This is a genomic window from Alteromonas sp. G4i35 (assembly GCF_054960375.1).
In genome coordinates this window covers 82,393-108,213 of record NZ_JBHNZD010000012.1, presented here as the reverse complement: position 1 = coordinate 108,213, position 25,821 = coordinate 82,393, and the positions used below count along the sequence as shown (strand labels likewise).

20 protein-coding genes are annotated in these 25,821 nt (G+C 45.1%); 5 read left to right on the top strand and 15 right to left on the bottom strand.

Going from position 1 to position 25,821, the window contains the following annotated elements:
• Window positions 1–31 precede the first annotated feature (31 nt).
• On the bottom strand, window positions 32–1,237 hold the full coding sequence (locus ACFI6L_RS09560) for a glycoside hydrolase family 88/105 protein (RefSeq protein WP_202285807.1): 1,206 nt from the start codon (window positions 1,235–1,237) through the stop codon (window positions 32–34).
• Window positions 1,238–1,918: 681 nt separating this feature from the next.
• Here ACFI6L_RS09560 and ACFI6L_RS09555 point away from each other — a divergent pair.
• Window positions 1,919–4,618, top strand: coding sequence for a TonB-dependent receptor (locus ACFI6L_RS09555; protein ID WP_462573874.1), 2,700 nt, complete (start codon window positions 1,919–1,921; stop codon window positions 4,616–4,618).
• 203 nt (window positions 4,619–4,821) lie between these two features.
• A complete protein-coding gene (locus tag ACFI6L_RS09550; protein WP_462573872.1) occupies window positions 4,822–5,757 on the top strand; it encodes a rhamnogalacturonan acetylesterase in 936 nt (311 codons plus the stop codon).
• Between the two features lie 157 nt (window positions 5,758–5,914).
• On the opposite strand, the gene ACFI6L_RS09545 is transcribed toward ACFI6L_RS09550, so the two are convergent.
• From ACFI6L_RS09545 to kduD, 11 genes are all read right to left on the bottom strand, one after another.
• On the bottom strand, window positions 5,915–6,886 hold the full coding sequence (locus tag ACFI6L_RS09545) for a sugar kinase (RefSeq protein ID WP_462573871.1): 972 nt from the start codon (window positions 6,884–6,886) through the stop codon (window positions 5,915–5,917).
• On the bottom strand, window positions 6,883–7,521 hold the full coding sequence (eda, locus tag ACFI6L_RS09540; protein ID WP_462573870.1) for a bifunctional 4-hydroxy-2-oxoglutarate aldolase/2-dehydro-3-deoxy-phosphogluconate aldolase: 639 nt from the start codon (window positions 7,519–7,521) through the stop codon (window positions 6,883–6,885). Before eda ends, ACFI6L_RS09545 begins: the two co-directional genes overlap by 4 nt.
• Window positions 7,521–9,062: a mannitol dehydrogenase family protein gene (locus tag ACFI6L_RS09535; protein WP_462573869.1), complete on the bottom strand. Its 1,542-nt coding sequence runs from the start codon at window positions 9,060–9,062 to the stop codon at window positions 7,521–7,523. Before ACFI6L_RS09535 ends, eda begins: the two co-directional genes overlap by 1 nt.
• Window positions 9,063–9,064: 2 nt before the next feature.
• Window positions 9,065–10,480, bottom strand: a complete 1,416-nt coding sequence (gene uxaC / locus ACFI6L_RS09530; RefSeq protein WP_039225321.1) for a glucuronate isomerase — start codon at window positions 10,478–10,480, stop codon at window positions 9,065–9,067.
• 11 nt (window positions 10,481–10,491) lie between these two features.
• Window positions 10,492–11,982 (bottom strand): UxaA family hydrolase, encoded by a 1,491-nt coding sequence (locus tag ACFI6L_RS09525; protein WP_014949875.1) that lies wholly within the window; start codon window positions 11,980–11,982, stop codon window positions 10,492–10,494.
• 209 nt (window positions 11,983–12,191) lie between these two features.
• Window positions 12,192–13,208 carry a LacI family DNA-binding transcriptional regulator gene (locus tag ACFI6L_RS09520; protein ID WP_014949874.1) on the bottom strand — a complete coding sequence of 339 codons (1,017 nt, stop codon included), beginning with the start codon at window positions 13,206–13,208 and terminating at the stop codon, window positions 12,192–12,194.
• A 146-nt stretch (window positions 13,209–13,354) separates the two neighbouring features.
• Window positions 13,355–14,650: a TRAP transporter large permease gene (locus ACFI6L_RS09515; RefSeq protein ID WP_423088934.1), complete on the bottom strand. Its 1,296-nt coding sequence runs from the start codon at window positions 14,648–14,650 to the stop codon at window positions 13,355–13,357.
• Window positions 14,650–15,135, bottom strand: a complete 486-nt coding sequence (locus tag ACFI6L_RS09510) for a TRAP transporter small permease (protein WP_156078508.1) — start codon at window positions 15,133–15,135, stop codon at window positions 14,650–14,652. The genes ACFI6L_RS09515 and ACFI6L_RS09510 overlap by 1 nt, the downstream gene beginning before the upstream one ends.
• A gap of 2 nt (window positions 15,136–15,137) precedes the next feature.
• Complete coding sequence (locus ACFI6L_RS09505) at window positions 15,138–16,121, bottom strand: TRAP transporter substrate-binding protein (protein ID WP_239301887.1); 984 nt, start codon at window positions 16,119–16,121, stop codon at window positions 15,138–15,140.
• Window positions 16,122–16,151: 30 nt separating this feature from the next.
• Entirely contained in the window at window positions 16,152–16,997 is an 846-nt protein-coding gene (gene kduI / locus ACFI6L_RS09500) for a 5-dehydro-4-deoxy-D-glucuronate isomerase (RefSeq protein WP_039225580.1), read from the bottom strand.
• Window positions 16,998–17,055: 58 nt separating this feature from the next.
• Window positions 17,056–17,814 (bottom strand): 2-dehydro-3-deoxy-D-gluconate 5-dehydrogenase KduD, encoded by a 759-nt coding sequence (kduD, locus tag ACFI6L_RS09495; RefSeq protein WP_462573867.1) that lies wholly within the window; start codon window positions 17,812–17,814, stop codon window positions 17,056–17,058.
• A 178-nt stretch (window positions 17,815–17,992) separates the two neighbouring features.
• Here kduD and ACFI6L_RS09490 point away from each other — a divergent pair, with 178 nt between their 5' ends.
• From ACFI6L_RS09490 to ACFI6L_RS09480, 3 genes are all read left to right on the top strand, one after another.
• Window positions 17,993–19,222, top strand: a complete 1,230-nt coding sequence (locus ACFI6L_RS09490; protein ID WP_156079121.1) for a DUF4861 family protein — start codon at window positions 17,993–17,995, stop codon at window positions 19,220–19,222.
• A gap of 451 nt (window positions 19,223–19,673) precedes the next feature.
• Complete coding sequence (locus ACFI6L_RS09485) at window positions 19,674–21,530, top strand: alkaline phosphatase PhoX (protein WP_462573865.1); 1,857 nt, start codon at window positions 19,674–19,676, stop codon at window positions 21,528–21,530.
• A 65-nt stretch (window positions 21,531–21,595) separates the two neighbouring features.
• Window positions 21,596–23,338 carry a hypothetical protein gene (locus ACFI6L_RS09480; protein ID WP_462573864.1) on the top strand — a complete coding sequence of 581 codons (1,743 nt, stop codon included), beginning with the start codon at window positions 21,596–21,598 and terminating at the stop codon, window positions 23,336–23,338.
• Between the two features lie 31 nt (window positions 23,339–23,369).
• Here ACFI6L_RS09480 and ACFI6L_RS09475 read toward each other — a convergent pair whose 3' ends face one another.
• The 3 genes from ACFI6L_RS09475 to ACFI6L_RS09465 are packed head-to-tail and all read right to left on the bottom strand — an operon-like array spanning window position 23,370 to window position 25,662.
• On the bottom strand, window positions 23,370–23,963 hold the full coding sequence (locus tag ACFI6L_RS09475) for a DUF1989 domain-containing protein (RefSeq protein WP_462573862.1): 594 nt from the start codon (window positions 23,961–23,963) through the stop codon (window positions 23,370–23,372).
• A gap of 27 nt (window positions 23,964–23,990) precedes the next feature.
• Complete coding sequence (gene gntA, locus ACFI6L_RS09470; RefSeq protein WP_014949864.1) at window positions 23,991–24,656, bottom strand: guanitoxin biosynthesis heme-dependent pre-guanitoxin N-hydroxylase GntA; 666 nt, start codon at window positions 24,654–24,656, stop codon at window positions 23,991–23,993.
• A 22-nt stretch (window positions 24,657–24,678) separates the two neighbouring features.
• Complete coding sequence (locus tag ACFI6L_RS09465) at window positions 24,679–25,662, bottom strand: glycosyltransferase family 2 protein (RefSeq protein WP_462573861.1); 984 nt, start codon at window positions 25,660–25,662, stop codon at window positions 24,679–24,681.
• Window positions 25,663–25,821: the final 159 nt, after the last annotated feature.

Below are 25,821 nucleotides of genomic sequence, written 5' to 3'. Positions count from 1 at the left end.
TATACCCCTTTTATTTATAATTTAGCGCTTTTTACTTATTCAAATAATGTGCAGCCAGAATGAATGGGCCTACACCTTTCGCGTCGTTTGCTCTGATTGGCTCACTCATGTAGTAGTCGAATGAACCATCTCTATATGGATTTCCACCAAGACCAGCAACAGCGCAAACTTGCTCAAGGCTGATAACGTTAGTTTCTGGATTAACCGAAATCATTTGATCAAGAAGTCCAGCAAACCCTTTTTCTGCGTGAGCTTTGTATTCCTCAGGAAGAAACTTAAGGCTTGCACCTTTAGCCATAGCGTAGGTCAACATTGCTGTACCTGATGCTTCAAGGTAGTTTCCTTCACGGCTTCCCAAGTCAGTAACCTGATACCAGGTGCCTGAATTATGTTGATAGGTAAGCGTAGCGTCGATAAACGCTTTAAAGCGCCCTTGTAGCCACGGTGTTTTTGGGTGTTCGGCAGGAACAACTTCTAGCACATCCACCATTGCCATAGCATACCAACCTAGCGAACGTGACCAGTGATGTTGAGAAAGACCTGTTTCTTTATCAGCCCACTTTTGCTTTTTAGATGCGTCCCAGCCATGTAAGGGGAGGCCTGTTTTTTCGTCGTAAAGGTGCTCTTCAATGAGTTCAAATTGCAAAAATACATCGTCTAGCTCTTTCATATCGCCGTACTTAACAATGTATTCAGCGTAGAAGGGAGCCCCCATGTATAGACCATCAAGCCACATTTGGTCTGGATAGCGTTTCTTATGCCAAAAGCCACCTTGCTCGGTACGTGGGTGAGTAGTAAGCTGCGTTCTAAGTAGGTCAGCGGCTTTTTTGTACTTAGGGTTGCCGGTTTCTTCATAGAGGAAAAACAGCACTTTACCAGGGTTAACCATATCAATATTAAACTTATTGATATCATAGGTTTTGATACTTCCGTCTTGTTGAACCAACATGTCGTAGTAACCTTTTACATAAGACAGGAGACGGGGATCTTTAGTCTCTTGATAGACTTCTGTTATGGCAAGAAGGTTGAGACCGTGAACGTAATCCCATTGTGGCTTCTCATCCCAATCGATTTGCCAAGCTTCTGGGAAACGCACCATCTCAGACTCTATCATTCTCATAGACCATGATTGTGTGTTGTCGAGAGGCATTTGTACCCAATCATTTGCATTAGCAGCGGAAGAAACAAACGCCGTGCAAGCTACAACGGAAGCTGCGCGTAGAATACCTTTTAGCATAACAAACCCTTATTTTTATAACATTGTAAATACACTCTGTGCTACCGGTAGCATAATGGTTTTTATTTGCTCATATGTCAACGGATTTATTTACATTTTTTAACTTTTATTTTACGCATCTAAAAAGTGTTCAATGTGACGTAAATAACTGTATTTAAATGTTTTAATTAAAGCGTTTATTCTGCTTTGGTTGGTTTCTATAGTCTCTTCTTCTTTCATCATTGCATATCAAATTTCTACTTATTGTAAATTTTTTCAACAAAATTGTTGCCACCGGTAGCATAACTGTTTAGGATGTAAACCAAATGTAAAGCTTGAGTGTTGTTTTCGGGGTTTACATTATTGCCGAAGAGAAGTTTTGCTCTAATTAAAATATACAGCTGTACCCTGCAACTCTTCTTATTCAAGGTTTCGGTGATTGACGAAATCACTGTAGAGAATGAATTAGATTTGACGCGTTTTCGCTTCCTTAACAGCCAAGACGTGCTATTGGATAAATGTAAAACATAGGCGGTATTTCATACCGAAATGTTATCCGGTGGCATAAAAGGAAGTGAGATGATTAAATACGAAAAATGTTTAAATTGTGTAAACTTAAAGAGTTTATACACGCTTCACAGGCATTTTTATCGTTAGTCAGTATGCGCGTCTCTTATAAATATAAAAACCGGAGAAACAACAATGTTACCAAAGAAAAAGCAACTCGCTGTTCTTGTTACGCTAGCGTTGTCAGGCGCACACATTCATGCGCAAGAAGCCACAGACGAACAAACCAGTGAAACCGAAGCGCAAAATATGGAAGTCATCGAAGTATCAGGCTTTCGTGGCTCACTTAATAAATCACTGATGGAAAAGCGAACGTCAGTAAACAGCAAAGAATCAATTGTTGCGCAAGACATTGGTAAATTCCCGGACTTAAACATTGCAGAGTCTATTCAACGTGTACCCGGTGTAGCGATTTCTCGTGAAGGTGGGGAAGGGCGTCAAATTACCTTACGTGGTTTAAGCCCTTCGTTTACCCGCACAACACTTAACGGCATGGAAGTACCAGCTAGTACAGACGGGACAGATTCAGGTGGCGGCGTAAACGGCGGCCGCGGCTTCGACTTTAATATTTTTGCTTCTGAATTATTTAATCGTGTCGATATTCAAAAGTCTCCTACAGCTTCAATGGAGGAAGGCGGTATTGCAGGTACAGTTGATCTGTACTCAGCAAAGCCCTTCGATTACGACGGTTTCAAATTCGTTTCATCTCTTCAAGGCGGCTATAACAGTATCACTGAAGAGACTGACCCTCGTGCAGCATTCATGATCAGCAATCGCTTTGCTGACGACAAAGTTGGTGTACTTTTCTCGGCTGCGTTCTCTGAGCGCACAGTAAGACAGGAAGGCTTTGGTACCGTTCGTTGGACTACACCGGTTCGCGATGGCGGTGGCATTTACGGCGATACATCTAACACTGTTGTTACCGGCACGCCTGATGTAGACGATTGTCAGTATGAGGGTGAATCGGTAGATCCTATCAACTGTTTGTGGACCCCTCGTCTGCCTAGACCTGACTACTTCGGTAATGATCAAGAGCGTGTGGGTTTCACCGGTTCAATTCAGTGGGCTGCAACAGACAACTTCACACTAACGTTAGACGGTTTAGTGTCCAAGCTTGATAACACCCGTACCATGTATAACTTCTTCCATATGTTCAGAAGTACATTTGAAGAAATTACGCCAACCTCTATTACTGTTCATCCTAATGGTCAACAGGTATTGGCTGGTACTTACGACGGTATCAAATCGCGTATCGAGAGCCGTTTACAGGAATCTACCACTGACTTTAGCCAATTTGTTATTTCTGGCGAGTGGTTTATTGGTGAAAACCTGAAACTTGACATGATGGCTGGCACTGCAGAGTCTGACGCACGTTCAGAGCAATATCGCTACAATATGACGCTGTTGGAAGAAACAAGCTACGGCTTTGATTTTAGCAACAACAGCAACGCGCCTGAAGTGACCTACGGTTATGACGTTAATGACGCAAGTAATTACAACCTTAGCGATGGTCGTTTACGTGCCACTGATGTATTGCGTGAAAACGACACAGTCAAATTTGATGCGACATACTTAGGTGATGAAGTCACGATTAAGGCGGGCTTTGCCTACAACGACCGTGTCGTCACTTATAGTGAAGAGCAAATAAATGGCTTCCCAGATCAAGATTCGGCTGTAGGTTTTGCTGAAATGATGCCGGTAGACGATTTCGGAAGTGGCTTTGATGGCCCTCTTGACCCCTTCCTTGTTGCTGACTTTGACGCCATTAATAGCCAACTGTTAGATGTTGTTTGGACACCGCGTTCTGCACAAAGCTGGCAAGTAGGCGAAGAAACATCGGCCATGTACCTTGAGCTTGATACGAGCTATGAAATTGCCGACATGTTACTTCGTGCTAATTACGGTGTGCGTTATGTGAAAACAACCACAACCTCTGAAGGCTTTATTCAAGGTGAAACGGTACAAATCGAAAACGAGTACAATAACTTTTTACCAGCAGTTAACTTAGCGCTTGAAGCAACCGATGACGTTGTTGTTCGCCTTGGCTTAACGCAGTCAATGACACGCCCGAGTTTGAACTCGTTGAACCCTGGTAATCCTAGCTTCGACTATATTAACGGCTCAGTGAGTGTAGGTAACCCGTTCCTTGACCCGTTTACGTCAAACAACGTTGATTTTGGCGTTGAATGGTACTTCGATGACGAAGCGCTACTAGCAGCAACCGTGTTCTACAAAGACATTGATAACTGGATTGTTCGCGCATCAGAAGAGCGTTTAGTCGACAGTGCTTACTACGACTTTATCGACAACGATGCACAGTTTGACCCTGTAATTGCGCTAGACCCTCGCACTATCCCATACGAGCATAGCAGTCCAATTAACGCTGAAGACAGAAGTGTAAGCGGTTATGAGTTAATTTATCAGCAGCCGCTAAGTTTCTTACCAGGACTGTTCGAAAACATGGGTATCGTGTCGAACTACACTCACGTTAACGCTGACGACATCGAAGGTATGAGTGAAACATCGTACAACTTTACGGTGTATTACGAAACAGACCAATACGGTGCGCGTGTGTCAGTTAACAAACGCGACGATTACCTGACAGACTTTACTGGCAGCAATGGTAACGTTGCACACGGCACGACTGGCCCAACGCAGGTAGATTTCTCGTCATTTTATAACGTAAACGACGAGCTAACGTTGACCTTTGAAGTCATTAACCTTACCGACGAGTACGAGCGCTTGTTTACCACGGGTGATGGCTCTTTGAACTTGGTACGTGAGTACAACCACACGGGCCGTCAGTTCTTCCTTGGCGCTCGTTATACTATGTAAAAAAACAGGCCGACCAATTATGTTGGCCGGCCGGAGATAATAATTAAATGTTGTGTTCCGTGAAGACGGGTGTGTTTGGCCATCGTAATGATGGCCTTTTTTATGTGCGACATGGCGACATTGCGGACTGTTCCTGAATGCGTCTATCTGCTTTATCACTTAACTGGAGCGCAACTCTACTAATGTCGAGAAGGAGAAAAGGTGTGAGAAATTCAAGTAAACCCGCCACAGGGAAAATATTCAACGCGCTTCGCTACAGTTTTGCAAGCGTCATTGCTGTATCGAGTACTCTTGCATTGGCAGGCCAAGAAAGTACGTCGGTTCTTCAAAGCAGCTACGTGTCTCATTCAAGCACTTTTGTTCTCGCTAGCTCAAATGCTCACTTTGCTAAGGAACAAAGTGCTGGAATTGCAGAGAACGAAGGGAGTGTAAAAGCTCCACCCTACAAAAAGCCGGTTACCCTACATTTGGTTGGCGATTCAACCATGTCAGACAAGCCAATGTTGTCATATCCAGAACGTGGTTGGGGGCAATTACTTCCTGAATTCATGCTTCCAAATATAAATATTAAAAACCACGCAGCTAACGGCAGAAGCACAAAGCGATTTGTGGACGAAGGGCGTTGGCAAGTGCTGTTATCTGATCTTTCTGAAGGTGACTTTGTGGTAATTCAGTTTGGTCACAACGATCAAAAACAGTCGGACCCCGCTCGCTATGCCGACCCGGAAAATGCCTATCCTGCTTATTTGAAACAGTTTGTGCAAGACGTTGAAGCGAGAGGCGCATCAGTTATTATTGCAAGTAGTATTTGCAGGCGTCATTTCACCGAGGAAGGCGTGTTGAAACGCACGTTGTTGGCGTATGCCGATGCTGCGAAGAAAGTAGCACTGCAAGCTAACGTGCCATTTATTCCTATGAATACACTAACCTGTGACTTTCTTGCTCAGATTGGCGAACCTAAAAGTAACCATTACTTCATTAAGGTGCCTGCCGACTTATATACGCGCTACCCTGAAGGTAAGAACGACGACACTCACTTGAATGTAGTCGGTGCTGCAAAAATGGCGCAGATATTCGTTCGAGAGCTAAAAGCAACAGCGCATCCGCTGGCAAAATACGTTTATCGAGACACTCTATAAATCAAACTAAACAAAGTGGTGCGCCGCGCCTATTTAAACTAACGCACAGCAACCTATCTTAGCTAACTTGCTGAGGCATCGTTATCAATTGTGTATGTGGCGAGCGATTAGTGAGGAAGAGGGAAGAGAAAAGAAAAAAGGGAAGGTCACATACCGACTATAAGGACGGTATGTGATTAGTGAAGGCATCACCAGATATAATGGCACCGGGGTAGGTTATTACCGTGGCTGCCACCTTTGCCCCATAGCTTGCGCTTTCAACAGGCTTTCTACCTGCAAGTCGAGCGGCCATATAACCGCCATTAAATGCATCGCCAGCAGCTGTGGTATCCACCACCTGTTCAACACGTTCTACCGGCACTATACATTGCTCTTGTTGGCGGAGTATATGAACGCCAACAGCACCGTTTTTCATTACGATTTCTTCAATCTGTTTGTCGGCTAAATAGCTAAATATTTCATCAGCATTGGTGTGGCCAAACAGCATTAAATGGTCGTCTGCGCCAGGGAACGCTAAGTCTGCTTCAGCATAAGCCTTACCCGTCCAGTATTTGGCATCTTCTTGAGACGACCAAAGGCGTGCTCGATAGTTAGGATCAAAGGCAATCTTACTGCCTTTGGCCTTGAGGGACGAAATCAGTTCGAATAGTGTAGCACGCTGTTCGTCGTCTAAAATGGCAATAGAGATACCGCTCAAATAAAACCAGTCACACGCAAACTCGGCGCCCTTCATGATGTTGAGCGTCTGTGTTGCCGCAGACTGGTTACGCCAATATGCAAAGGTTCTTTCACCTTCGTTGTCGTTGCGGATCATATACAGACCAAGATTGCGCGACGACGAGCGAAACACTAAATCAGTGTTAATTTCGTGCTCACCCATTTTAAACAGCAGCTCATCGCTTAAAAAGTCAGCACCTATCGCTGTTAAGTAGCTAATGGAAGATGAAGGCAAGCAGCGCTTTAGATAAACCGCAGTGTTGTAGGTGTCGCCAGCAAAGCTTTTCGCCATAAGGTTATTATCTGTGTTGTCATCACACGTACTAATTGATGATTCACGCTGAGTGCTTCGAAGCTCTACCATGCACTCGCCAAAAATAACCATTCTTTGGTTGGTATCAACTATGCTCATGCCGCAGCCTCATCAAACAATGTTAGGCTTTGTTGACATGCCAAAGTTATAGCTTGCCAATTTTTTGCTTCAATGGCTGCCTTTGGCATCATCCATGTACCGCCTACTGCTCGAACATTGCCAAGCGAGAGATACTCATTCGCGTTGTCGCCATTAATGCCGCCGGTAGGGCAGAAGGAAACATCGCTAAATACGCTTGAAATCGCTTTAAGAAAAGGTGTTCCGCCGCTAAGACTCGCAGGAAAGAACTTCATTTCGCGAATGCCTTTTTGGTGCGCCAAAAGAATATCGGCAGGTGTAGCGACACCTGGCAAAAAGGGTGCATTTGAAGCGATCAGTGTATCGAGCAATACCTCTGAACTGGTTGGCGTTATCAAAAATTGCGCGCCCGCATCTAACGCTTCGAATACGTGGGTGCGATTTAACAATGTACCCATGCCCACTACAAGCTCAGGAAACTGTTTTCTAATCGCTGACAGAGCTTCAAATGCTGCGTCGCTGCGTTTCACTACTTCTATGTTGCACAGGCCGCTATTTGCAATTGCTTCTGCCAGGTGAAGCCCCTCGTCTACAGATTTAGGCTGAATAATAGGGAGTAATGGGGCGCCTTTAAGCATGGAAAAAGTACTTTTCATCACGCGGTTCCTTTTAGTGAATCTAGCGAACTTTCTGTTAACATAGTGGTAGCAGAGCCTTGCTTACTTTCGTTGCTATTTTCGTGCGATAAAATATCAAGTAGCTGATTAACTTTCTCGAGCACCTTTTCCTTAAACGTATTATTTACCGACAGTTCGGCGAACATGGTATCGAGTGATAGCAATTTTTTAGCAAGTTCTATCGCCTGAAAGTCTACCGATTTCGCTGTAGCCCTTAACGTACTATCTAGCGGGTCGGTAATGGTTTCGTTTAAGCACGCCTTGCTGTTCACAAATAGACACCACGCCGCAACAGCACTACAGAGCAAATCGATGTTTCGTTTTGCTTTTAGGTTATCGCGTACTGTGTCGAGAATTCGAAATGGGATTTTCTGTGACCCGTCCCAGGCAATTTGCGACAACAGGTGGCGAATATGCTTATTCTCGTAGCGCTTAACAATATCTTGTGCGTAAGCATTCAGGTCGAAGTCTTGTGTACCGCGATCCGCATTCTCGTTTTCACTGGAAAGAGAGGGAACAATTTCTTCTTTCAACATGGTTTGAATCAATTGCTTTATGGCTGGGGTACGCATTGCGTCGTATACGGTTTCCTTGCCAAGCAATAACCCTATGTAGGCTAACGTTGTGTGTGTGCCGTTCAAAATGCGAAGCTTTGCTTTTTCAAAAAAGCTCACATCATGAGTAAACGTAACGCCTACTTTATCCCATGCGGGTCGTGGGCCAGAAAAATTATCTTCAACCACCCATTGCGTAAAAGCCTCACGCTGAATAGGCCAGTTATCAGTTAAACCCAACTCATTGGTAACGTTGGCTTTAAAGCTGTCTTCAGTTGCTGGCGTGATACTGTCGACCATAGTGCAGGGGAAGGCGATATTCTCGGTTATCCACTGGCCTAATGATTCATCCGTTTTATTGGCGAACTCGGTCACCGCTTTTTGCAGCTTTTTACCGTTGTCTGAGACGTTGTCGCAGCTGATAATAGTAATATCGGCATAACCTGCCTGCTTACGTTGTGCCAGCGCTTGCACAATAAGGCCAACTGCACTTACCGGTGTTTCTGGTGTGACTAAATCAGCTTTAATATCCGGATGATCAGTATCTAGATGACCTTGTGCATTAAGGCAATAGCCCTTTTCTGTCACGGTAAGCGTAACAATTTTAGTTTGTTTATTTACCAGCGCAGCAACAATGTCATCACGGTCATGTGCCAATGTAGAAAGGGTTTTAATTGCACCAATAATATGGGTTTCAGGCTCGTTATCAACAATACACAACGCATAGAGATTGTCTTGTGTACTCAACGCTTCCTTAAGTGATGCACTGCGCATTGATACACCGTGAATACGCCAGTCACCACCGTAAGCCAACGCTTTCTCGGTGTAATACGCTTGGTGCGCACGGTGAAAGGCTCCTGGGCCAATATGCACAATGCCACAACCGGTAGCTTCCAGATCGTAATTTGGTTTACTTACGCTGTCACTTAAAAGAGGTAGCGTTGAAATTGATAACGGCTTTGTCATGATTACCCCAGTTTGTACGCTTGTTTAGCAAAATCATAAGTCAGTTTTCTGGCAATACTAGCCGCTTCTGTTTCACTGATGCGGTGCTCCACAACTAGCTGTGCAAGGAAGCGACAATCAATGCGTCTGGCAACATCATGACGTGCTGGAATAGACAAGAACGCGCGCGTATCGTCGTTAAAACCAACCGTATTGAAGAAACCTGCGGTTTCTGTCACTTGATGTCTAAAGCGCAACATGCCTTCAGGGCTATCATGGAACCACCAAGAAGGACCGAGTTTCAGGCAAGGGTAGTGGCCTGCAAGTGGCGCTAATTCGCGGCTGTACGTGGTTTCATCTAATGTGAACAAAATTATGTCGAGGTTAGGCTCGTTACCGTATTTACCGAGTAACGGGCGAAGCGCTTTAACAAAATCTGTTTGCATTGGAATGTCGTGGCCTTTATCGCGACCAAACTGTGTAAACAGCTGACTATTGTGGTTTCTAAACGAACCAGGGTGAATTTGCATCACCATGCCGTCTTCTACGCTCATTCCTGCTAATTCGGTAAGCATTTGGGCTCTAAATAGCTCTTGCTCTTCAGCGTTACTGTTTCCGCTTCTCACTTTATCGAATAAAGCAATGCACTCTGCTTCACTTAAATCAGCAGTGTTTGCTGTTGGGTGTCCGTGATCTGTTGCTGTCGCACCGTGCTCTCTAAAGACGGCACGTCGTGCACGAATTGCGTTCAGGTAGCCCTGCCAGGTTGCCGTGTCTTCACCGGTGAGCTCACCAAGTTTCTCAATGTTTGAAACAATATCTTCGCGTGAAGCATCGACTACATCATCAGGTCTAAAGGTGGTAATAACCCGCTTTGCCCACGGTGTATCTTTAATCGCTGCGTGATGGGGAAGGGCATCAAGCGCACCTTCAGTGGTAGCAATCACTTCAATATTGAAGCGGTCCATCAGTGCTCGGGGTTTAAAGTCATCCCCTTGAAGCTGCGCAGTGATGTGGTCGTAATAATGCGTGGCGTTGTCGCTACACAACATTTCTCGTAAGCCAAACACATCGTGAAATACGGTGTCTAACCACAAACGGGACGGTGTGGCAGCAAATAGATGGTAGTTATCTGCCAGAAGTTTCCAGATTTTACGTGGATCCTTTTCCGTTTCGCCGCCGTCCCAACGTGGTACACCAATATCAGTTAATTTAATACCTTGGCTATACAGCATTCTGAACACATAGTGATCAGGGGTGATAAATAGCTCGGTTGCATTGGTGAAATTGTTGTTTTGTGCAAACCAACGTGGGTCAGTATGGCCATGTGGACTTATGATAGGGAGATCTCGAATTTCCTTATACAGCGCCTTTGCAACACTTCGGGTTGCTTCATCGGCAGGAAAAAGTCTATCTTCATGTAATAATATCGATTCCATAACGCTCTCTTTTAGAGGGTGACGCCACGTTTCCAAATAGCAATCTCATGGCTGCCATTCTTCTCGTTGCAGGTTTGTTGACCAGATGCCACTGCCAAACAATGTTGGAGTAGCGCTTCGGCACACTTATCGATAGATACGCCTTCCAGAACTTGTCCAGCGTTAAAATCTATCCAATGTGGCTTCTTATTAGCGATATCTGAATTTGACGATATCTTGACTGTGGGTACAGGAAAACCAAGGGGCGTGCCTCGGCCTGTGGTGAATAAAACGATATGTGCCCCCGATGCTGCCAACGCCGTTGAACTAACGGCATCGTTACCAGGTGCTTGTAATAAACTTAAGCCTTTATCTTGCTTGGGCTCGCCATACTGCAAGATAGACTGAATAGTAGACGTTCCACCTTTTTGAACCGCGCCGAGAGACTTTTCCTCTAGTGTGGTTAAACCGCCTGCCTTATTGCCTGGAGACGGGTTTTCGTAAATAGGTTGGTTGTGGGCGATAAAGTAGTTCTTAAACTCATCAATCAGCGAGTTAAACGCCTCAAATACGTCTTTGTTTTTAGCGCGATTCATTAAGAGCTGTTCGGCACCAAACATTTCTGGCGTTTCGGTTAAAATGACCGAGCCACCTAGATTACACATTAAATCGGTAACACGCCCTACTGTTGGGTTGGCAGTAATACCGCTAAAAGCATCGCTACCACCGCACTTCATGCCTAAGGTTAATTCGCTAGCGTCGATAGGCTCACGTTTGTCATTAGCCATTACTTTTAACAAGTCATAAACTGCGTTTACGCCTTCTTCTAACTCATCTACCACTTCTTGTGCGTTGTAGAAGCGAACCCGATTTGCCGGTTTATCAACGTGAGGCAGTAAACTCTTAAGCTGATTGTTTTCGCAACCCAAGCCTACAATTAACACCGCACCAGCGTTCGGGTGAGATGCGAGAGAGGCTAAGATAGTGCGCGTGTCATCTAAATCATCGCCCAGCTGAGAACAGCCAAAAGGGTGGGTAAATGCGCGGAACCCGTCGCACTCGCTAGCGAAACGGCGATTACATTCGTTAGCAATACGGTCTGCTGTTCTATTTACGCAGCCTACGGTATTGATGATCCATACTTCATTGCGAATACCCACTTTTCCATTTTCTCTTCTGTAGCCCATGAACTGTAACCCAGAAGTAAGATGGTTTTGTTTTGAAGCGGTATTTGACGGCGCGTAAACGTATTGTTCAGTGCCTTTTAACTTAGTCTTTGCGTTATGGCTGTGAACATGTTCACCAGCATTAATTTGGCTTGTTGCAGCACCAATGCTGAAACCATATTTTACGATGTCGCCACCGTCTGACAGGGTAACTAAGGCAACTTTATGGCCAGCAGGAATGTCTTGGCTAACTGTAATGTCATATTCAGCGATGTAAGTGCCAGCCACGATAGGGCAGGTTGCAACCGCAACGTTATCGTTATTATGCACTTTAACTAGTTGTGTTTTAACGTCCATTACAAGTCCTGCTATATCTTTACGGCTTATTTAACCGCTAAGCGTTGTTAAATAAGCACTGTGTATTTAAAAAGAGCGATAGATTAGAAAACGTTGCTTTTTACGCTCTGTTTACAAATTGTTTATTTTTAACATTCTTTTTTATTGTCGTGCCACCGGTGGCATAATAGGTCGAAAAAGAAGTGTTAGCAACACTTCATTGTAAAAAATCACACTTTTTTGATTGAATCGCGAATAATTAGGTGAGGTTTGACCAGATACGTTTCGGTTTCACTAACTTCACTGCCTTCGATGTGCGCGATGATTTTACGCGCTGCAATGGCTGCCATATCGCCAACGGGACGTTGAACAGTAGTAAGGGCAGGGATTACACGGGCAGCAAGTAGGTTGTCATCGAACCCCGCGACGGATAGTTCGTCAGGTACGGTTATTCCCATTTCATGAGCCACTTTCAATACGCCTGCTGCCATTTCATCGTTGTTTGCAAAAATAGCTTTAACTCGTGGTGACTGAATAAGCAATTGACGCGCGCATTCTATACCGCTTTCGAAGCTGTTTTTACCCTCAATTACCCTGTTTTTAGGTACATCGACACCCAGGCCGTTAAGCGTTTCAACAAAGCCTTCCAAACGCTCTTTTGAGGAATAATACTGTTGCGGACCGCTGATGATACCAATGTCTTTATGACCTAGTGAAACCATATAGCGCGCTAAGTCACTTAAAGCAGCTCTGTCGTCACTCACTACGATATTTTGATGGTCATCTAAATCTACTGACGCCATTCGCACATAGTTAATGCTCTTTTGTTGCAGCGCGTCGGCTAATAACTTCGATTCGGATACCGGTGGCAATATGATGACACCATCTATGTTTGAACGACGCACAAAGTTAATACAGTCTTCTACAAAACCTTCGGCATTATAACTACAAGGGTGTACAACTAACTCATAACCCTTTTGAGAACATATGCTTAACACGCCTCTTTGCACTTGGTCGATATACAAGGCATCGGGGTTGTCGTAAATTAGGCCTATCAAGTATGAGCGGCTAGTACTTAAACCACGCGCTTGCTTGTCAGGGGCAAACCCCGTTTCTTGAATGACCGCTTCAATGCGCTCACGTGTTGCTTTTCCCACATTGGTCGCACCGTTAATGACGCGTGACACGGTACGCTTTGAAACACCTGCTAGGGCTGCAACATCATTGATAGTCGGGCGCTTGTTCATAATTCTCTGTTTTTCCGCGCTATTATGTCGTTACTTCCGATATTACCACACAAATACGGGCAATATGTTTTTGTTACTCAAAAGTGAAAGTTCGTGTGATCAAACTCCGCCTGACCACACCTTTCAGTTTTGATGATTCTACCTTACTAAAATCCTAGTGCACGTGGCAGCGCTTCGCTGAACCATGCGACATACGTAACTAGCATAAGAACGACAAACATAGCCACATATAAAGGTATTAGCGGTCGAATGATGTTCTCAAGTTTGGTTTTGGCAATGGCACAGGTAATGAAAAGTACGGCGCCGACGGGCGGTGAGCACAATCCAATAGACAAGTTGAGTACGAGCATGATGCCGAATTGCAGTTCGCTCATTCCAAGTTCTAAGGCCACCGGCAAAAATATGGGCGTAAAAATAAGTACGGCAGGTGTCATATCCAAGAATGCACCAACTACGATAAGCAATAGGTTGATTAAGAGAAGAATAAGTAATGGGTTATCGCTTATCGACAACAGTGCGTTACTTAAGGTTTGCGGAATGTTCTCAAACGACAATAGCCAAGACATCGCTGTTGAGGCCGCGATAAGCAGCATTACAATTGCCGTCGTTTCTGCCGCCTTCAAGAAAATATCAGGTAGGGCTTTCGCATCCACTTCTTTATAAAACACCACAGCTAACAGCAATGAGTAAACCACCGCAATGGCACCAGCTTCGGTAGCGGTAAAAACGCCGCCCACAATGCCGCCAATCACTAAGAATATGAGGAATAGGGAAGGGAGTGCTGCGATAGTTTTTTCGACAACTACTTTAATAGGAAGCCGCGGCGATAGGGGGTATCCCTTCATTTTTGCGTAGATAAAGCACACCAGCATGAGCGCTAGACCCACCATAATGCCTGGAATATAGCCAGCCATAAAGAGGGCAGCGATGGATACGCCACCGCTAGCGATTGCGTATACAATTAGGATATTACTTGGTGGAATTAACATTCCCGTAGTTGATGCTGCGGCAGTGACCGCTGCGCTAAAATTCGGCTCGTAGCCCGCTTTTTTCATTTCGGGCAACATGAAGCTGCCAATTGCAGATGTAGTCGCTACCGCAGACCCTGAAATTGCACCAAACAGCATGCAGGAAACAACATTCACTAAGGCTAAGCCACCGGGAAGGGCACCAATAAGCGCCATTGCACATTCAATTAATCGCTTGGCTATCCCGCCGCGTCCCATGATAAGGCCAGATAAAACAAAAAATGGGATTGCCAAGAGCGCAAAGCTATTAAGACCACCTGCCATACGCTGGGCAATAGTAATGGTAGCCGGAGCAATGTCCATGCTCATTATCATAGCAAGCAGCGTGGCTACACCAATGCTGATTGAAATGGGAACATTTAAAAGAAGGAGTACAAAAAAGGCGACGACTAAGATAATACCGGTCAGTTCCATTACGCTGACTCCTTATTGTTGTTTCGCCAAAGTGCAGTAATGTTAACCAGTGCATAGGCAATGATAAGGCCTCCAGATAAGGGAAGCACGCTATAGATAAAGCCCATTTTCACACCTAGCGCTGCTGAGATTTGCTCTAGCTCTAATGTAAGAGACACTAGTTCAGCGCCGCCGTAAACCATCACCAAAACACAGAAGATAATGACAATGACTTCAACGGAGGTAAGTAGAAGGCGTTTCACTTTACGAGACTGACGCTCAACAATTAAGTTGAACCCCAAATGCGCGTTTTGGCGATAGGCGTAGGCCGCACCTAAGATGCCAATCCAAATAAGTATGAACCTAGACAACTCTTCGGTGACCGAAGCAGGGTCTTTAAGTACGTAACGTGAGACCACTTGCCAAATTACGGTAAGTAAAATACTTACCATGGCAATAATAAGGGTGCCGGCTAAGGCTTTATCGATGAGGCGTATTATTGTCATTGTTACATCGCTTTTATTTGCGTAATTAAGTCGCCAATTGGCGTGTTTTCAAAGCTCTTATGAAAAGGCTTTACCGCTTCAACGAAAGGCGCTTTATCAGGCGTAATAACTGTGACGCCTTCGGCTTTTACCTTTTCTAAAGAGGCTTGCGTAGATGTTTTCCAAAGTTCGCGTTGGTATTCAACAGAGTCTTCCATTGCTTTGGTTAGCCACGTTCGCTGCTGTTCATTCAAACTTTCCCATACCGGCAGCGATGCCAGCATGACGTCTGGAACACTGGTATGCTCGTCAAGGCTGTAGTAACGGGCAATTTCATAATGACGTGAAAGGTAGTAGCTGGGCGGGTTATTCTCTGCGCCGTCTACAACGCCTTGCTGAAGCGCAGTGTACAGTTCTCCCCAGGCAACGGGGGTTGCAGCTCCTCCAAGTGCGCGAACTGTTGCTACTGCAGTAGGGCTGTTCAATACGCGAATTTTGAGCCCGTTCAGATCGCTTGGTGTTTCTATTGGTTTGTCGTTGGTGTAAAAACTGCGGCTTCCCGCATCGTAATAGCCGAGACCTTTAAGTCGGAAGTCTTCAACACCAGATAGCAGCTCATCGCCTAAATCGCTGTTTAATACACGCCAGAAGTGTTCGTTATCGCGGAAAATGTAGGGAATGCTAAAAATCTTCATTTCGGGAGCAAACCCTTCCAAAGGACTTGCCGACACCTTAGTCATGGCGAGTGAGCCAATCTGCAGCAGTTCTACCATCTCCCTCTCGGTTCCCAGCTGGCTGCTCGGGTAAATAACCACACTCATTGTACCGTCAGAATAGTAATCTAGGCGCTCGCCAAGATATTCCATTGCTTTATGTACTGAGTGTTGAGTGTCTAACGTATGCCCCAAGCGCAATACGGTGACTTCGCCTTTCAGTTCATTTTGCGAACACGCCGAGGCTAGCAACAGGGCCGTGGCTGACAGTGTGAGTTTTATATACCGCAACATAATCATTACACCTATTTAGAGCAGGGCTGCTTAACGCAACTGTGAAGGCGGAAACTTATCCATATCATCGTAATCCAGGTTTTCACCTGCCATTCCCCAGATAAATGCATAGCTTCCAGTACCTACACCACAATGAATGGACCAAGGTGGCGATACCACGGCTTCTTCATTTGCTACAAAAATATGGCGAGTTTCGTGAGGTTCGCCCATGAAGTGACATACGCGGCTTTCGCTATCCATATCAAAGTAAAAGTACACTTCATTGCGTCGGTCATGTTGATGAGCTGGCATGGTGTTCCAGACGGAGCCTGTGTGCAGACGCGTTAGTCCCATTTGAAGCTGACAAGTATCGACAACAGTATTGATAAGTAACTGTTTGATATCACGCTTGTTGGAGGTTTCCTGACTGCCTAAGTGAAGGATGTTTGCATCTGTGCTGCCTATTTTTTTGCAGGGATAGGCGTGGTGAGCCGGCGCCGAGTTTAAGTAATATTTGGCAGGATTGGACGCATTGTCCGACTCAAAAATGACTTCTTCATTGCCTTGTCCGATGTACAAGGCCTCTTCATTATCTAGGTGATAAGTGGTGCCTGAAACAGTAATGGTTCCAGGCCCGCCGATATTAATTACACCGACTTCGCGACGGGCGGTAAAGAACGGCATCTTTAACTGATCTTCAATGGTTTCTAGCGTTAGCGCTGACGTTGTCGGTACGGCACTTCCAAGCATAAAGCGTTCGTAGTGGGTGTATATCCATACGACTTCACCTTGTGTCATTAGGGTGTCGACTAAAAATGCGTCACGCAATTCTTGCGTGTTGTAAGCATTGGCCTCTTTACGACCGATAGCATATCGGGTGTCTATTTTCTTGCTCATGTCTTTTCTATCGCTCATGCTTTTTTTGTCGCTCATGGCTGTATCCCCCGTTTATTAGTTAACGTGCCAGAAAGCCGCCGTCGACGGCAAGGATGTGGCCGTTAACGTAATTGCTGGCTGCGCTCGCAAGAAATACCGCCGCACCTGCTAAATCATCACTTTCCCCCCAGCGATTAGCTGGAATGCGGGCACAAATTTCAGCACTGCGCTTTTCATCATCTTGTAGTGCTTGGGTGTTATCAGTTTTAATGTAACCGGGCGCAATCGCGTTCACCTGCACATTGTATTGGCCCCATTCGTTTGCAAGCGCTTTGGTAAGACCTGCAATGGCATGTTTACTTGCAGTGTAAGCAGGAACAGTAATGCCACCTGTGTAACTCAACATTGATGCAATGTTGATGATCTTACCTTGACCACGTTCTACCATTGTCTTGCCAATAGTTTGGCTAAGTAGGAAAGCTGAATCGATGTTGACAGCAAGCACGTTTCTCCACTCGTCAAAAGGAAAGTCGGTAGCTGGTGCTCTGAAAATAGTGCCGCCGTTATTCAGCAGGATGTCGATGTGTCCTTTAATGCTTAATGCATCTTCAGCAAGTTTAACTACCGCGTCGGCATCAGCGAGGTCGGCATCTAATGCCATGGCTTGACCACCTTCACTTTGAATTTTACGTAGTGTCTCGTCACATCCACCTGGTCGAGAACTGGCGCAGATGACGAAGGCGCCAGAAGTGGCGAGTGCTAAAGCAAGCGCTTGGCCTATACCTCGACTTGCTCCGGTCACTAATGCGGTTTTACCTTCTAGGCTAAAGTTGACCATGTAATTTACCTTTCACTAAATGGTTCATGGGTATGACGAATTTTATCGACATACTAAATTGAAAAATCTCGTTAACAAAATTTAAAATAATTGCCACCGGTGGCATTTGTCAATATATTGTTTATAAATATCGTTAATTAGTTAAATGCGTTAACAACCGATGGAGAGCATAAAAGTGATGAAATTTAGTAAGATAGGTCTAATTTTGGTGCCATTATTGGCAAGTTGCTCACAAGGGGATATAAATTCGGCTTTGTCTGTTAAGGTGAAAAATTCGGCAGACGGTGGTAGTGGCGATCAAATTTTTGAAGTATCTCTGCCCCCGCAATATTCGGGGTGGAAGTTAAAGCAATATCCGTCAGAATGGATTGAGAATAGCGAAGGGCAAGCGGTGTTACTAGGTGCAGCATCCATTGCGCCAGGAAGTAGTGCGTCATTGGAACTTATGCCACCTGAGCAAGCTACGAATGTTAACCTCCAAGACCGGGCGCACGCTGAACTTTCCGTAAGAACAGGAGGAGAGTGGCAAGACGCAGTATATAGCGCTGAGGGTTTTTCTTTTGAAGAAGTTACCTCATTCACATCGCCTCCGCAATTGACCGATCATTCTTACTTTTTGCGTTACGAAGGACCAGGCTGGGAGTCTGATCAAATGGGCTATCGCCTTTATCTTGATTGGCGTAACGCTATTGATGTCTTTGTTAAAGCGAACGACAGTGTAGTATTACCTGAGGTGGGGCAAGACGGCTACGATAGTTATCATAATTTATCTTCGTGGGGTGGAGACGCGCTTAAAGTTGGTAAATCGTTGGGCGTGGGTGCGCTAGGTCGATTAACAGAACAAGAAACCCAAGACTCCTCAACGCAGACAGTTATGCACTTTCAGCATGTAGAGAATACACAATACCAATTAGTCTCGAACTCTCAGTTGCGGGCTGAGTTCGAGGTTGGCTACGAAGGGTGGTCATCGTCTGATGCGAAAGCGGACAGCATCGACGTTACCACGCACTATCGAATTGATGCGTTTGACCCCACCACCCACATCAGCGTTTCTGTATCAGAGCCATCGGATAATATTGTCGCAGGTCTAGTGGCGCATGATGGAATGCAGGTGATTAAAGCCGAGCGTGGTGAGTGGGGCGTTGTAGCGACTTGGGGAACGCAAAGTATCTTGGCAGATAATGACAACTTAGGATTGGCCGTTGTTTATCGATTAGATCAGGTCGAAAAGGTATTCGAGGGTGAACATGACCACCTTGTATTGTTCAAACCTTTAACCGCTTTAGATTATAAAATTCTCGCGGTTTGGCCTAAGCGCAGTAGTGATGTACAAACTGCAAAGCAGTTTGAAGATTATCTGGTTAATAAATTAAAGATGTATAATCATCCTCTTACCGTCTTAAACTAAGTATTACTTAGCGACCAGGCTAGCGGGCCGTAGCGAAATGCGTAGCCCGTTAGCTTATACCATGCCTTTCTCTAATTGCCTTCTCCAACTACCCTCTTTTTCCATTTTAGCCCATCCAACTTTCAAGCAGTTATGTCCTGTTGTGTTCACGGGCACAAAGCTCTGACCAGTATTGTGAAACAAATAATTCATAAACTGACTGAGTGGTTTAGGTTTTCTTGATTGAGCATTCAATAATCCCAATGATTACAGCGCCTTCGTAAATCTTCGCATTTGTTTTATTCGTTTTTTCAGACCCTTGTGTCAACAAAGCTTCATTTTGGTGTCAATTCACTGTCACCGGAATGTCACAAATGTCCTCCAGACTTTCGCCCGCTAAGACCGTTTACTGAGGTGAGTCTTCTGCTTACCTCCACTCAACATCGAAAACAAGTATAAGCAAGGAACTATAATGAAAAGCGAAACTCTTCGTGGAATTAAGTATTCAGCGATAGCACTGGCTGTAACACTAGGGATGACTGCCTGTTCACTGGAAGGTGACGATGGCGAAGACGGTGTACAAGGCCCTGTAGGTGAGCAAGGCCCAGTAGGAGATCAAGGCCCGGTGGGCGACCAAGGTCCTCAAGGTGATAGTGCAGGTACGCTAACACGTATCGCTACGGTTCCACTTGGTGCAGAAGTGACCGGTATATTCTTAACAGACGAAGGCGATTTATTTTTTAACGTTCAGCACCCGTCTGGCACTAATGCGGCGACAACCAGTGTAAATGCAATGCCTATCAACACCGGCACAGTGGGCGTGCTTGCAGGTGCTAATTTCAACAATCTGCCAGTAACATTACCAAATTCACCTGTACCAAGCTCAGATGAAGAAAAAGAGCTGGTGGTTTCTGCCATTGGTCAATATCAAGTACTCGGACAAACGGGCGACACTTTCGGTACTGACCTACCAGAAGGCTTAGGTCACATCTACACATTGGATGGCGAAGAGTTGGTTCTTGAAAATGACATGCCTGATTTTAACGGCTTCATCTCAACCGCCGAAGGCGAAGGTTACCTTTTCTCGAACTGGGAAGAGCTTCCTGGCGGTATGAGCCGCATGAAAGTTGAAAAAGACGAGTTCGGTATGTGGGAAGTAACTGAAGCCATGATGCTGGACTTCTCGCCAGTATGGGGAACGGCGGCAAACTGCTTTGGTTCAATGTCACCTTGGGGTACACCGCTTACTTCAGAAGAGTGGGTGGTTGATTCGGCGGTGGATACGACAACATCACCAAGCTGGAATAACCCAGAGGCCGTTTCTACAGATGCGCGCTTAAGTCGTATGTGGCAAATGACGGCGCCAGATGCGCCAAACCCTTACAACTATGGCTACATTGCGGAAGTAACAGAGCCGTTGGCTGATGAGCCGGTTATTGTTAAGCATTTTGCCATGGGCCGTTACGAGCATGAGAACTCAACGGTCATGCCTGACGGCAAAACGGTTTACCTTTCTCAAGATGATACGGGTGGCGTACTGTTTAAGTTTGTCGCAGACACAGCTGAAGACTTATCGGCAGGTACACTCTACGGCGCTAAGCTCACTCAGGATGCAGGTCAGAATGATCCTGCGACAACTGGTTTTGCGGTTGAATGGGTGGAATTAGCTAGCGGTGATAACCTGACTATTCGCGCGTGGATTGATGAATACAATGGTATTGGCACCGACGATTACGTGGATGGACAAAGTTCTTACATTACTATGGCCGACGTTCAAGCATGGGCTGATGGCGATGCGACCTATCCAACGGTAGAGGAAGGTGGCTCTAGCGTAACAGCAGGACAGCCAATGGATAACCGCGTAGCGTTCTTAGAGAGTCGCGCAGCGGCCCGTCTTAAAGGGGCTACCGCAGAGTGGAGAAAACTGGAAGGTATCTCAATCAACCAGAAACGCGCAAAGGAAGCGGTTGAAGGTGTAGATACTATCGAAGGTGAAGTGATACAGAATGCATACCTTTACATCGGCATCGCTGATATCGACAACACAATGATTGACGGTGAAGGCGATATGCAGCTTTCAGCCCGCGTTAAAGACTGTGGTGGCGTTTATCGTGCCAAGCTTGAAGAAGGCTATAACATCTCTCGTATTGAACCTGTGGTGATGGGCGGTACGTACCGTTCAAGCCTAACTGGCGCCGAGCGTTGTGACGTTGAACAGCTTTCTCAACCAGATAACGTAGTGGTGATGAACGACGGCCGCATTCTTATCGGTGAAGACGGTTTCCAAGAAAACAATACGCTGTGGATGTATGAGCCAGCAGATAAGTAAGTTTTCTTTTTAATTTAAAAATACTCCGGGCACTTATGTGCCCGGATTTTTCCGTTGTGACGATTATGAAAATGTTAAAAATAACTTCAGGTGTAAGCATTCTGCTTTCACTACTTATCAGTGTAGGATGCACTGATAACACGGGTACTGACGTGAACAATCAGTCAAACTATGAGCAAAACTCAACAAGCTTTACAGTTGACACACAACTGCCTACTTCTACTCACGAAAAGACCGACAGCACCCACGCTTATCCTTATCGAGAAGGCGATGCTATTCCCGCTCTGGCATATATTGAACACGATGAAGTGTATAACCCTGAATCGGTTATTCCTCCCCAGTGTTACACCAAAACAGAAGGTGTTAACAACCCATGTTATGCATGCCACCAAAGTTACGATTCAATGGAAAAGCGTCCTAATCAAATGGGCGATGGTACGTTACAGGGCAACTACGAATTTTCTGACGTAGGGTTAACAAACAGCTGGAAAAACCTGTTTATTGACCGTACATCACTAATTGCGGGCATTGATGATGCCACGATTAAAAAATATATAGCGCAAGACAACTATACCGCTTCGCTTAACAATGACGCCATGCCAGACTACATGCGTATTGAAAATTTGAGCGCCGCTGACAAGGCATTTGATGGCGACGGTTTTGCTAAAGATGGCAGTGGATGGGTGTCGTATAATTACAAGCCTTTCCCAAGTACTTTTTGGCCGACTAACGGGTCAACCGGCGATGCTATGATCAGACTTCCTGAAAGCTTTCAAAGGCTAAATAGCAAGTATAATAAGGCTATCTATATATTGAACCTAAGCTTGGTTGAAATGGCGCTTAAAGAGCTGGATACGTTAACTGTGGCGCCGGTCAACGAATTAGCGTTGAACCTTGACGTAAACCAAGACGGAAAACTTACCAATTCAGTGACTGAAATCGCTCGTTTGTCGCATTATGTTGGCGACGCAAGCGATGTTCCGCTAGCGCACATGCTTTACCCCGAAGGTACAGAATTCTTACATACCGTGCGCTACATTGGCGTGGATGAAAACGGGAATATTTATAACGCGCCGCGTATGAAGGAAGTGCGCTACATGAAAAAGCATATGTTCAGAAGCAGAGAAAGCTTAGCATCTGCCTATTATGCGGAAGCAAAAGATAAGCATTTTGAAAAGCTGCCCCAAACCCGCTACCTAGGTGAAAAAGGGATAGACAACGGCTTTGGCTGGACAATTAATGGCTTCATTGAAAATGAGCAGGGCGAACTTCGTGCACAGCACGATCAAGAGCTTGCGTTTTGTAACGGCTGTCACAAAACAGTAGGGTCAACCTTCGACCAAACATTTTCATTTGCACGGAAAGTTCCCGGACAAGCAGGGTGGGGCTATATAGACCTGCGTGAAATTGAAGATGTGCCAAATATTAACGAGGAGAAAGGCGAGTTCCTTACTTATATGGAGCGCGTGGGCGGTGGCGATGAGTTCCGTCAAAACGGAGAAATGCTGGCCAAATGGTTTGATGAAAAAGGCATGGTCAAGGTGGAAGAAGTGCAACGTGCCAAGTCAGTGTACGACATCATTACTCCTTCACCAGAGCGCGCGTATGCGTTGAACAAAGCGTATTTGACCATAGTGAAAGAGCAAAGCTATTTGTTCGGTCGCGACGCAACGCTGACTAAGGCGACTAACGTGTTAAGCACTATTGATGCCGAACAGCCACCGCTTAAGCCTGAACATCGTTTCAAGTGGGATATGCGACTTAACTGGCAACAAGAAAAGCCAAGCGCCATTGCAGAAGCTCGGTAGCGCTTGTTTATTTAGAAGATAACGCTCGCGGCTAGATGTTAGCCGCGGGTAAAATTTCAAACTGAATCGGTTTGTAACGGAAGTTATTTGACTCGCCCGCTGAACACGCGGTTAACCCTACGATTAGATCCATCATTGCTTCAAATATTGTGTAATCACCGGCATTAGACTTAGGAGGAAGAACAGATATTTTACCCTTGGCGTCTACCTCCACATTCATAAAGGTATTGAATGTGGTACAAACGTGATGCTCTGGGATGTCAAACTCTGAAAAAGCCGCGACTAAATTGCCGTGGCACCCAGGTACAGGCTCTTCATTGGGATAAAAATGCTTAAACGTGTCAACACTGCAAGGAGTCAAAAGAAAGTCATGGTCTTCTACAGTGTCTTCAATAATTTCGAGCATCACGTTACTTTGATTAGAGTATAGCAAGCTGCCTTTTTTGAATTGGATGCTTTCATTGTAATCTAAACTTCGTCCTGAAGAGATAAACTCATTTTTATCGTGTTCATTGAACGCATAGAGGTCGGCCACTTGTTCACCTTCTGGATCAATAACTTTAAGTCTTTCCCCTTTTTTCATAGTAAATGCAGTGCCGCTTCTTGGCTGTATAGTTTGTAACATTATGTGACTTGTCCCTTTTATTTAGGTTTAGTGCTTAATCCGCTTGAACGGGCATTCCCAGTTTTCGGAATGTTTTACACCACTATATTGATATACCTCTGAGCTATCACCATGGTTTGCGAGTAGCTCATTTTTACTTCCGCAGTACGCGGTATCTCGTTTACGAATGTGGTCTTTGAATGCTTCAAAACGCTTCTGCTTTCTCAACATGTCAAATTGCTCGTGTAAATTAAACACGATGGCAGGGTAGGGAAATCGACGGCTTTTTCTTGATGCATTTGGATGCAGTCCAACTACAAAGAAACCCTTTCCGCCTAAACTCAAGCTAAACTGAGCGTTATGAGGGTCACTTGATACTTTACTATCCCAAGGTTTTAAACAGGCGTCAATCTCGTGTAAACGCTGCAATTTTTCCCATAAAACCCGATCAAATTCAGTTTCGCTTATCGTATCTGGAAGCTCAAAAGTTGCGACCAAAGAGGAGTACATGTCCCGTTCAAGATCAAACGACTCTACAAATTGGTGAATTGACGCCAACATATCTGTCTCGTTGAGAGGACAGCGAATATCGTCGTATTGATTCACATGAATTTGGCTTTTATTGAGGGCTGTTTTGGCTCCGACGCAGGGGAAATCGGCTTCCCCTACAAACGACAAAAAGCGCTCGGTTAGATTCGGTTTCAATAAAGACATTCCATATCTCCCTGAAAGCGTTTTATGCGGTCGTGCTTAAAAGGTCAGAGCCTTTCTCCGGCGAATGAAAAGACGTAAATTCAACATTGTTTTGGGCGTTGGTTACCGTTAATTGCTCAACCGGCGCGTCCGCCTTGTCTTCCTCTACCTGCTGGGGGAGGTGCTTGATCTTAATGCCGTTTTGCTTGAAGTCAGCATTAATAAAACCTTGGTCTGCATACGCGTTCAATACATTGACGCATGGGTAAAATCCCCACTTCGAGTGAAAACGCTGCGCATTATGAACAAAGTCTAAAAGGTGATTTATCGGGCATTGATAATTAGGCCGGTGTGGTGCAAATGTTCGCGTGGGCAATTGCTCTAACGAAATCCCTAATGCCCTACAGTTAGTGAAGAAATCTTCGTCGTTTAGTCCGAAACCCGCGTAGCCTTCATCGAAGCCGCCGGTTTTCTGAAAGTCTGCCTTACGAATAAAAAACACTGTAGAACAAATACTATCGTCACTAAACTTTCCATGATTAATTTCCTGATCTCTTGAAGGTATTTCGTTATTGTCGTCTTCGGGTAACGTGTCGTCATTACTTGCTAAATAACCGATTTCTTTTTCATCTTTTGAAATTTGTCGGTAGGGCTTACAACAGCGCTCGTTGGGTAAAAACACCACTGATGTGAACACTACGGTGTTGTCACGAAGCGCAAGCAAGCCATCTCTAAAAAGCGATGGGGCAATAACTGCGTCTACGTTTAGGTAAGCTAAATTCGCGTGCTTGGCCGCTGACATACCCTTGTTGCGCGCTTTCGCTATCGGAAGAGCATCTTGAGTCACAAACTTGTGAACAATGTCGAATTTGTCACTGCGTACGAGTGACAAATCAGAAGGAGGTGCCATCCAAACAATGACTAGCTCATCTGGCGTTGGAGAGCATTGCTCTAACTGAGTAATCAAATTGGCCAGTTTCTCAGTTCTGCTCTTAACAATAGTTACTGCACTTATTGGTGAACGCATACTCTTCCTCCCTTTCTAATTTGTTGAACCTGTAATAACGACGACATGAAACGTTGAACGTTATACTTTCGTATAAGCAAAGAGTGTTCCTGTTTTGTAAATTATTGATTGTTGGTTAAAAAGCTTAATTTTAAGTTCTGTTTTCGAGAATTTTCAGCA